Source organism: Cupriavidus sp. 05T313, from assembly GCF_056396665.1.
In genome coordinates, this window is the sequence record NZ_JBFTLX010000361.1 from 1 (window position 1) to 5,340 (window position 5,340).

The following is a 5,340-nucleotide window of genomic DNA, read 5'->3' on the forward strand; positions in this document are numbered from 1 at the left end:
GGTCATCGACATGGTCATCGACATCGCTGACATCGAAGCACCCACCGGCGATCTGATCGGCGAGATGGAGTACGAAACCTTCCTCGCTGAAGGTGACGCTGACTTTCCGGGCGTATGGCCGGAGGAGGAATGGGACGCGATCGCCTTGAACTACACATCCGGCACCACATCGGACCCGAAGGGCGTCGTACCAAGCCATCRGGGCGCCTACCTGATGAGCATGCTCCAACTCACGGATTGGGGCATGCCCCGTCGGCCGGTGTATCTGTGGACGCTTCCCCTGTTCCACGCAAATGGCTGGTGCTTCGCGTGGGCGATCACCGCCGCTGCCGGCACGCACGTCTGCCTGCGAAAGGTGACCGCGGCGAATATCTTTGGCGCCATCAAGCAGCATGACGTGGATCACTTCTGCGCAGCACCGATCGTATTGGCATCGCTCGCCAACTGTTCTGATGCTGAGCGTTGTCAACTGCAGCGTACTGTCCGAGTTAGAACGGCCGGCTCACCGCCGCCTGCAGCAGTGCTGAAGTCAGTGATCGAGATGGGGTTCGAAGTTGAACACGTCTACGGCATTACGGAAGCATCCGGCACCCCGGTGAGCAGCTTCATCAACCCGGCATGGAGCGATAAGCCGATGGATGAGAAAGCGCGCCTCATGGCTCGCCAGGGCAATCGGGCCTCCGGCTTGGAAGACCTTCGTGTTGCTGACCCAGTCACTTGCGAGCCTGTGCCCCGGGATGGCAAAACTCAAGGTGAGCTCTTGCTCCGCGGCAACATCGTGATGAAGGGCTACCTCAAGAATCCCGAGGCCACTGCCAGCGCATTCAATGGGGGCTGGTTCCACACAGGCGACGTCGCTGTGATGCATCCGGACGGCTATATCCAGATTACGGACCGCTCGAAGGACGTCATCATCTCTGGTGGTGAGAACATTTCTTCGGTGGAAGTCGAAGACGTTCTCCATCGGCATCCGGCTGTCCTGATCGCTGCTGTAGTCGCTCAACCAGACGCGAAGTGGGGAGAGTCACCTTGCGCGTTCATCGAGCTGAGGCCCGGCGTCGCTGCCCCAGACCAAGCTGACATCATCCGCTTCTGTCGTGAGCACCTGGCCCACTACAAGTGCCCGGTGAGGGTCATTTACGGGGTACTTCCAAAGACGGGAACGGGCAAGATTCAGAAATTCAGATTGCGGGAACTGGCGGGAAGCCGCGAAGCCATTACGGACCTTTCGAACGTTTAGGTCCTTGGCAGAATCTCCATCCCGAGCCGGCGGCTCGTCGTGGAATCCACCACGCAAAGCGACGCGGGCAGGCCAGCTGTGGCGAGATGGAGCTCCCCAGCCGCATAGGGCAAGCTTGGTCACCCGAGTCGGGCATGTGGGGAAACCATATTTCGGACCCATATCCAAACTGAGGGCGGCTATCTTCGCCACCTTGCAGTCGCCGGCAGCAGCCGCCGAGGTCGTCGTGAGGTTCTGTCGCCGTCGAATCGATCGGACGTTGAAAAAGATCAACCTTTCCGGCCCCAAAAGTGTCGGCGAGCTAATTGCGGAGTACAGCGCTCAGACCGCAAGCCTGGATGTCGCAGGCCTCGCCGCGGGAGCAACTCAAAAGATTCAGGACGCATTGGCATGTGGGGACTTGCGTAGCCTACTGACCATCTATGACAACAAGGGGTTGCTTGCCCTTGCAGCTCAACACCTGAAGCAAGCGAGATTGGCTACCTTTGAGGCATGGCTGACAAGGATCCTGAGAGATGAAGCAAGGGCACCTGAATTGGCCGCAGCGCTGAAGGCAGTCCTGCCGGCAGTGCAAGCCACCAACGACCGTTAGACTTTGGGAACGGTCGTCCCATCCGCCGGACGCGAATGACGGCAACGGGTCGGCAACGGCCTGTTGGGGGGAGGTCTACCTTCAGTCCTGCATGTCCAAACGGTGTACCCTGTGGTGTGCGCGTCCAGGGCCTTGCCGTTACCGGCTATGGCCTTCTACGAGCCAAACGACGAATCCGGTAGGCCGTACGCTGGCTCATCGGTCTTGCCGGCGGCAACCGTTCGCCGTTGCCGGCGTCCACCAGAACGAGCACATGGCGTGTTCAAGAAGGCGGCATAATCGCCGTGCCTTTTCGGACTAGAATCCTCTGAGGAGGTGCCAGTCATGTCAGCTATCAGGCGCATAGATCCGGGGCATCCCGCCTACCAGGCCGCGCTGCATAGGACGACCCGCTTCCAATGCGACGCGCCACCTGGCGACGGCCAGGCGCCGGGCGCCGACGACACGCACCAAGTTCAAGCCGGGTCCGGCCTGAGGGGCGTGGGCGGCAGTAACATTTGTCCACCGTGCCACGGGATAAGCCTGTGGACAAACCGCGCGAGGACCAGATGCCCGGCGGGCTCCTCGGGTCTGATTAATTTTTGAGCGGCGGGGTGACCACGTGATTCCCAATCCCCAAGGGAGCAGGTTGCTTTACACCAGCGATCCGCCGGAACAATGTTGAGGCCTAACGGTTCTTTGAGACGACAACGCAGGATCCTGCTCCGCAGCTTCCTCAAATCTGGGGTCATCATACTTTTGATGCGAAATCTGGCGGTTCTGCCCTGAAAACCCTTTGCAATCAGTTACCTGTGAGATCGGTGGGTACGCGGTGCCAAGTAACCTGGAAAGCCTTGCCGCAAGCGGCATCCCGGCTTGCTAGCGCCAGATTTCGCACCAAAAGTACGATGACCCCTAGCTGCGAGGAGAAGAAGGCGCCACCCATCAGATGTTCAACATACTGGACAAAATGCGGCTTTTTGCCTAGTCTACTGAACATATGATCCATTGCCAAGAAACGAACCCTCTCATCGAGCGCCAGTTGCTTTTGACACTGGGCGATCGGCTCCGGCGCCTCCGCAAGTCTAAGCGGCTGACGGCGAGTCAGTTGGCTGAGCAGGTAGGCATCTCGCGAACCACGCTCGCATCTGTCGAAGCTGGCGATCCCACGCCGTCGATCGGCACCTTACTCCGCGTCATGTCGGCTCTCGGTGTCGCGGGTGACCTCGCTTTGTTGGTGTCAGACACATTCCAGCCAGCGCCACCGAACTCCGCGGGGTCGAACACGCACCGCGGCCGCCCGCAGGTTCAGGTGACGGTGAGGGCGGATTCGGCGCTTCACCAGGCCCAGGATCTGCAGAGCATGGCGCTTCACGAAAGGGCATTTCGGTTGTTGCGCGAGGACCCCGAACTCCGTCAGCGTGCACTCAACACGCTCGCGGCCTGGCGCGCAAAGGGTCCGTCTCGTTCAGACTCTCTCTGGCTTGAATGGGAGCACATCCTGGCCAATAAAGCGTGGCGCAGGGCGCTGGGGCGCACGAAGCGCGCGCAGGAGCTCAGGCAGGCGTCACCCTTGCCAACCGTGCTGCCAGAGGAGGTCCGCCGCGAGGTGATTTCTCAGGTTCAGGCGCTCAAGAAGGGCGTGGTGATCGGCGACGTGCCCGAAGATGAGTCCGATGGAGAACCACAATGAAGCGGGAGGATCTCGAGCACATCATTCGCGCGTCGGGCGTTATCACCGACGAGTACGAGTTTGTCATCGTCGGCAGCCAGTCCCTTCTTGGCGGGCATCCACATCTGCCCGAGGTCTTCACCGCGTCGGCGGAGGCCGACATCTATCCGCTCCATGCTCACGAGAAGGCGGATGACATCGATGGCTCGATCGGCGAGGGCTCTCAATTCCACGAGACGAATGGCTACTACGCGCAAGGCGTCGGACCAGACACCGCGGTATTGCCTGACGGATGGTTGGGGCGAGTCGATAAGATCCAGAACGATGCTACTAACAGCCGCATCGGATACTGCCTGAGCGCCATCGATCTGTTCATGGCCAAGGCCGTCGCGAACCGTGACAAAGACCGAGACTTCAACGTGGCGCTGCTGGTGCACGGCTACGTGGAGGCAGACATGGCCGTATCGATGGTCGATAAGATGCCGATCGACACTGCGGCAAAGGGCCGGCTGCGAGCTCGCGTCAAACGATGGGTGGGCATCGCTCAGACGCAGGTAGACGCAAAGCAATAGCGGTACCGAAAGCGACAGGAGCGAGCGTGGTGCACCGGCGGTCAGCCCGCGACGGCGCCGTACGCCTTCTGGGGGTCCCTTTGATTTCTATGCAGTTTACCGGGGGTAGTAAAACACCGCCTTAAATCAATAGGTTGCTGTTTGCCGTTTTCGATCGCGGAGACGGCTCAGGCGCGGCTCGCCACATCACCAAACGAGGCGATGGTTAGCGGGCAAGCAATTTGTAAATTCGTCATAGGGCGTGCAGATCTCGCGCGCGGCAGCACTACTGTCGTCTCTGTGCGTGGCAGTGGCCGGACAAGTGGCAAGCCTGGAACGGCATTTGCATCTGTTTTCTTTAGCCCGCAGGCAGATGGCGGGCCCGATCAGCGCCGCGGACATTCGCATCTGCCAATGACCCATACCGGATAACCGCGGGAAGTCATGGAGACGACCATGCCAAGGGCATCGAGCATAGCCCAAGCCAGGGCAGATGAGCGGGCAGGGAAGGCGCCGACCACCCAGGGCGGCCATTTCATTCACGACGAGATCGAAGCCGTGCGCCGGGGTAAGCACGGCGTGCGCTCGGCCAAGCAGGCCATAGCGATCGGCTTGTCGGAGGCACGCCGCGCCGGCATTGATGTGCCGCCGAAGAAGGACATTACAAGGACGGGGACCAAGTCCGTGGGCATCAGGTCAACGCCCACCAAGTCTGCCGCCAAGGGTGGCGACGGCAAGGTGGCACCGCGACGGGCTAGTTCAGAAAGCAAGGATACGCGCGCCCGCGCTGCTCTTGAGGCACTCAAGCGGGAAGGCACAGCAGGCGCTTCGCGTCACGCGCTGTCCGCACAGTCCAAGCGCGCGGCAAGCACACGCACCGCGGCCGATCGTTCAGCTTCCGCCAAGAAGGCCGCCGTCACCAAGGGGGCGGCCGGCCGTTCCGAAGCGGCCCGCAAGGCCGCGCGCACGCGCGCAACAAAAAAGCAGGCCGGCCGCTAGCATAAGTCAGCAGCAGGCAGGGGAGGGCGGCGGCCCCTCTTCAGCCGCGGAAACCTGCCGCAATTCGCTGTGCCGCGTTTGGGTTCTCTTGGCTATCAGTGGAGTTGCTCGCGTCGCCTCAACACCTGCGGGCAGGCGCACGCCAGAATGCTGGCCAGCGGCTGTTCGCACTATTGATCCTTGTATAAATGATGACATCACCACAACTCGGCCTGCTTCCAGCACGCGGCAATGATGTTGGCGCGTTGTTGTGCGCTGCGCAGCCGATTGCGGGCGGTCGTTTTGAGTTCGGTGAGCGAGTGTGGGC

Annotated in this window: 5 protein-coding genes and 1 pseudogene; 5 read left to right on the plus strand and 1 reads right to left on the minus strand. The window is 61.0% G+C overall.

Translation table 11 applies throughout. The features are described 5' to 3' along the window. From AC1DKD_RS38715 to AC1DKD_RS38735, 5 genes are all read left to right on the plus strand, one after another. Nucleotides 1-1,240: AMP-binding protein (locus AC1DKD_RS38715; protein ID WP_477144518.1), on the plus strand; the 1,240-nt coding region annotated here is incomplete at its 5' end. A 259-nt stretch (nt 1,241-1,499) separates the two neighbouring features. Continuing rightward, entirely contained in the window at nt 1,500-1,832 is a 333-nt protein-coding gene (locus tag AC1DKD_RS38720) for a hypothetical protein (RefSeq protein ID WP_156177179.1), read from the plus strand. Nucleotides 1,833-2,811: 979 nt separating this feature from the next. Further along, nucleotides 2,812-3,504: a helix-turn-helix transcriptional regulator gene (locus tag AC1DKD_RS38725; protein ID WP_441633112.1), complete on the plus strand. Its 693-nt coding sequence runs from the start codon at nt 2,812-2,814 to the stop codon at nt 3,502-3,504. Beyond that, nucleotides 3,501-4,055 (plus strand): DUF6036 family nucleotidyltransferase, encoded by a 555-nt coding sequence (locus AC1DKD_RS38730; protein ID WP_441633114.1) that lies wholly within the window; start codon nt 3,501-3,503, stop codon nt 4,053-4,055. The genes AC1DKD_RS38725 and AC1DKD_RS38730 overlap by 4 nt, the downstream gene beginning before the upstream one ends. A 435-nt stretch (nt 4,056-4,490) precedes the next feature. Next, nucleotides 4,491-5,033 carry a DUF6496 domain-containing protein gene (locus AC1DKD_RS38735; protein WP_441633116.1) on the plus strand — a complete coding sequence of 181 codons (543 nt, stop codon included), beginning with the start codon at nt 4,491-4,493 and terminating at the stop codon, nt 5,031-5,033. Nucleotides 5,034-5,230: 197 nt separating this feature from the next. On the opposite strand, the pseudogene AC1DKD_RS38740 reads toward AC1DKD_RS38735, so the two are convergent. Beyond that, nucleotides 5,231-5,340, minus strand: a pseudogene (locus AC1DKD_RS38740) (IS630-like element ISCARN39 family transposase); the annotation flags it as partial.